At 57.5% G+C, this 4,515-nt stretch carries 1 protein-coding gene and 2 pseudogenes; 2 read left to right on the top strand and 1 reads right to left on the bottom strand.

Going from position 1 to position 4,515, the window contains the following annotated elements; all coding sequences use genetic code 11:
* Nucleotides 1-120: 120 nt before the first annotated feature.
* A pseudogene (locus tag E5W87_RS34200) lies at nucleotides 121-1,010 on the bottom strand (IS3 family transposase); the annotation flags it as partial.
* Nucleotides 1,011-1,376: 366 nt separating this feature from the next.
* Between E5W87_RS34200 and E5W87_RS34195 the strand changes: the two are divergent.
* Nucleotides 1,377-2,639, top strand: coding sequence for an acetyl-CoA carboxylase biotin carboxylase subunit family protein (locus E5W87_RS34195; RefSeq protein WP_292407982.1), 1,263 nt, complete (start codon nucleotides 1,377-1,379; stop codon nucleotides 2,637-2,639).
* 961 nt (nucleotides 2,640-3,600) lie between these two features.
* Nucleotides 3,601-4,464, top strand: a pseudogene (locus E5W87_RS34190) (acetyl-CoA carboxylase biotin carboxylase subunit family protein); the annotation flags it as partial.
* Nucleotides 4,465-4,515 lie beyond the last annotated feature (51 nt).

Raw genomic sequence — 4,515 nt, 5'->3', positions numbered from 1 at the left:
TCGAAAAGGCAGAAGCTGCCTATGCAGCAGAGACTTCCCGATGGCGAACGAGGCCCGAACGACCGAAGGCTGTGGAAAAAGCCGCCGAATGAGAAGAAGGGGCTATTCTACAACATCCGTTTGCATCGGCTTGCCCGGCGCAATGTAATGCCATTCGACGCGATGATCCTTCGACCAGGTGAGGATGGCGTTCGAGGTGAACCTGTGCCGTGGTCGGAAACGATCATGTCCGGCTTGCCGCGCCGGGCGATCAGGTCAGTCAGTTCCCGAGCAACGCGCCGACCGGAGATCGACGTGTCCGGGACGCGGCAAGGCATTCGCGCGTCACGTCGTCAACGATGTTCAGCACCCGGAACCGCCGCCCGCAGGCGAACTGGTCATGGACGAAGTCCAGCGACCAGCGCGCGTTCGGCTTCGCCTCAACCAGAATCGGCGCCCGCGTGCCGACCGCTCGTCGCCGTGCCCGGCGCTTGCGCACCGTCAGGCCCTCCTCGCGGTAGAGCCGGTAGATGCGATTGACCCCTGATGGCTCGCCCTCTCGCTGGAGCAGAATGAACAGGCGTCGATAGCCGAAGCGGCGGCGCTCGTTGGCGAGGCCGCGTAACCTTGCGCAGCTCCGTCTCCGGCGGACGCCGGGACCGATAGCGGACCATCTTGCGATCGGCACCGACGAAGGAACAGGCCCGACGCTCCGACACGCCCATGACGGCCTGCAGATGCGCGACGGCTTCGCGCTTGGCGGCGGGCCCTACCATTTTTTTGAAAGAAGCTCGCGCAGTTGCCGACGCTTGGAGCATCTGGTCGGCGAGCAGCTTCGCGTTCTCGTCTTCCAAGGCTTTCAGCCGTTTGGCATCGGAGACGTCCATCCCGCCATACTTCGCCTTCCAGTTATATAGCGTCGCCTCGGAGATCCCATGCTTGCGCGCCAGGTCGCCCGCCTTTGCTCCCGCCTCATGCTCACGCAGAACCGTGATGATCTGCTCTTCCGTAAACCGCTTTCTCTTCGTCAGTCCGTCCTTCAATCGAGGCCGGATTCTAATCTCAGATGGAGGAAATTACCCGTGCAGGTCAAAGCAAAACCAGCTACGTAAGGGTTCGCGTCTCAGATCATTGTCGAGTAGCTGAGCTTTCGGATTTCGCCCTCATCGGCCCGGACCGAGGTCGTGTGCTGGTTTGTGATCAGGGAAGCGCCGAGCCACGTCCAACTGGACAACCAGAATGATGCACAGAACCTTCAACTAAATTTACGAAAGCTTTGCGACCCTAGTTCCCTGACAATGGTACCTTCACTGCCTGCTGAGGTCAGGCTCGGATTAAAAGCTGATGCCTATTCACCCTCAGACCGGCGCACAGCACGCAACGGAGGATTAACGTCAATGACCAAAAGAGCGCTTATTCTGGTTGAAGGCCACAGGGGTACTGGTCTACTATACGTGAATGCGGCCCGGCGTCTTGGTCTATCTCCAATTACACTGTCGGCTGATCCAAATCAATACGACTATCTTGCCGCAGAAAGCATTGAGGCAATCCGGATTGATACAGACAATCTGGACGCACTGATCCGCGAATGTTCCGGACTGCGTGCGACCTATGACATCGCTGGTATTACCGGCTTTTCGGGCCTCGACGAGTCGGTACATGCGACAGTCGGCAAGCTCTGCCGGTATTTCGATCTACCGGGACCGGATCCGGTATCCATCGAACGATGCTACGATAAATTCACTCAACGTAAGCTCCTCGCGGAGGCCGGCGTTCCGGTACCTGCTTATCGTTTGGCGTCGAATGCGACCGACGTAGAAAGCTGTGCTGCGGAGATTGGTCTGCCGGTGATTGTTAAGCCAGCCGTAGGCTCCGGCAGCAGCGGTGTCCGGCTATGCCGCAACGCCGACGAGTTGGCCAGACATACGACCTATCTGTTGGGTGGGAAGCAGCCCTCACGGCGGATCTTGGTCGAAGAGTTCATACAAGGCTCCCATTACAGCACTGAGATAATGGGGAACGAGGTCTTCGGAGTCGCCGCCGCTGACTTCGGCCCCCTGCCACATTTCATCTCTCGTGAGTACACCTATCCGGCCGCGTTAACCGATTACGAGTATAAGCGTATCACTGATGTTTCGCTGAGCTGTTTGCGAGCTCTCGGCCTTGGCTGGGGGCCAACGAACATTGATCTCCGGTGGACGGAGCTTGGCCCAGTCGTCATTGAAGTCAATCCGCGTCTTGCTGGCTCGCCAACCCCTGAACTGGTCCAGCTGGCCTATGGTGTCGATCTCATCACCGAGCATATCAAGCTTGTCATCGGCGGTGAATGGAATTTGCGCAAAAGGCATTCGCATATTGCGGCCGCGCGCATTCTGGTTCCTGCTTGCGACGGCACTCTCGATTGGATCGATGGCAACGGTCGGGCAGCTGCCGTGCCAGGTGTCGCCGAGGTTAAATTGTATGTTGAACCCAAGACGCGGATCGTCAGGAAAGGCGACGTCCGAGACGCTATCGGATATGTCACCGTGGTTTCACCAAGCATTACTGACACCAAGGCGATACTGCAGCGCGCTGTTGACTTAATCCATTGGTCAATCGGCCCCCCTGGGGAGGAACCGTTCTGCCGCCCCTGCACCCGTAGCTTCGGAGATGGCGCCTAATAAGGGATTGTCATTGCCGATGATTGGTGCTTTGAGAGCAGGAGACAAGAACGCAGGTCGCTCGGGTACTTCGCGGCGGTCCGGGCGGTATCCCGATCAGCTTGATTCTTGCCTGAGGTATGGGTGTGGGCGCGCCGGTTTCGTGACATTTCGGGGTTAGGTCTCAACGTCCGCACGGGACTCGTTTCGTTTGGAGCGTAAGCCAGCCGGACGTCGGTGTGGTGGGCTGTAGACGCCCCGATGAACTGGAATAAGGCGATGCCATGCCTGAGCGGCGGCCGCCGTCGAGCAGCTCGCATTCTAAATTTAGCATAGCGGGGAAGCTCTTGCGTATGATGGGTTCATAAGCATTGATGGAACAAACTAGATAGTGTTGCGCCGGAAGGCACGATAACGGCCTCCACCTCGAGCGAGAGCACTGTCGATCCGGGTCACTCGGACCGGTCGGCAGATCGGCCACTGCGGTCCGCTTCCGCCCTTTAGTGACGGTCCTCTGCTGGTTAGGTAGCGTTTACTAGCACCCTTAGGCGCCCTTGACTATGCCGCATCGTTCGACGGACGGCCGATCTCGTAGTGGCGCTATTATGAAGAAAAATCCCAAGCGCATCGCTTGGTCCGAACGATAAAGGGCCCAGGCTGCCGCCCGAACGCTTCTTCACGCATCGAATTAGATTTGGGCTTTTACACACAAGACATCTTCCTTTGAACATCGCACCCTTCGAAATGCATCGGTCGCGACTGGCCATGCCACTGGCAGACCGGCGGGCTCGGCGTCAGACGTGCTCAACCATGAGTGTCCGAAACCGCGAAATAATCCTACAACTAAAATTACGAAATCTTTGCGATCGCTATTCGCTGCGAATGGTACGTTCACCCCAAGGTCCGAGGGGAAGGTACAGCCAAAGATGCTGCCACTCTACACTCTGACCCCCGCCCAGTTCGCAACAGAAGGTCAACAGCAGTGTCAAAAAGAGCGCTCATCCTCGTTGAAGGTACAAGGTCCAATGGTCCGCTTTACGTCAAAGCGGCACGGCGTCTTGGTCTTCATCCAATTACCCTATCGGCTGATCCAACACGCTATGACTATCATCATGCGCCGGAAAGGGTTGAGACGATCCGAATCGATACAGACAATCTCGATGCGCTGATCCGCGAATGTTCCCGGCTGCGTGCGAGCTATGACATTGCAGGCATTACAGGCCCCATAGACTCGGTCTGTGCGACAGTTGGCAAGCTCTGCCGGCATTTCGATCTACCGGGACCGAACCCCGAATCTATAGAACGATGCTGCGACAAGTTCACGCAACGTCGGCTCCTTCGAGAGGCCGGCGTTCCAATACCCGCTTTTCGCTTGGCGGCGGATAGGGCGGACGTACAAAGCTCCGCCGCGGAGATCGGTCTCCCGGTAATTGTCAAGCCAGCCGTAGGCAGCGGCAGCATCGGTGTCCGACTGTGCCGCAGCGCCGACGAATTGGCCGAACATACGACCAATCTGTTGGACGGGAAGCACATATGGCGGTCTTCGCCTCGGATACTGGTCGAAGAATTCGCACAAGGCCCGTATTATTGCGTCGACGTTATGGGAAGTGAGGTTATCGGGATTACCGCCTCTGACTTTGGCTGCCCCCCGCATTTTGTGTTTTGTAGTTCCAACTTTCCAGCACCGCTGACAGATAGCAACCATAAGCGCATCGCCGATGTATCGCTGAGCTGTTTGCAAGCTCTCGGCCTCGGCTGGGGGCCAACATGCATTGAATTCCGTTGGACGAAGCTTGGCCCAGTCGTGATCGAAGTCAATCCGCGCCTTGGAGGTGGGACCGGTCCTCGCCGGTGACAAGCTTGATATGCTCGGCAATGAGATCGATCCCATATGCCA

Origin of the sequence: Mesorhizobium sp. (assembly GCF_004962925.1) — a bacterium.
Taxonomy (GTDB): domain Bacteria; phylum Pseudomonadota; class Alphaproteobacteria; order Rhizobiales; family Rhizobiaceae; genus Mesorhizobium.
The sequence above is the reverse complement of the archived record's forward strand: the minus strand, read 5'-3'. Positions and strand labels throughout refer to the sequence as shown.

Coding starts and splice junctions, on each gene's coding strand:
- E5W87_RS34195 (WP_292407982.1), top strand. CDS start 1,377: ATGACCAAAAGAGCGCTTATTCTGGTTGAAGGCCACAGGGGTACTGGT.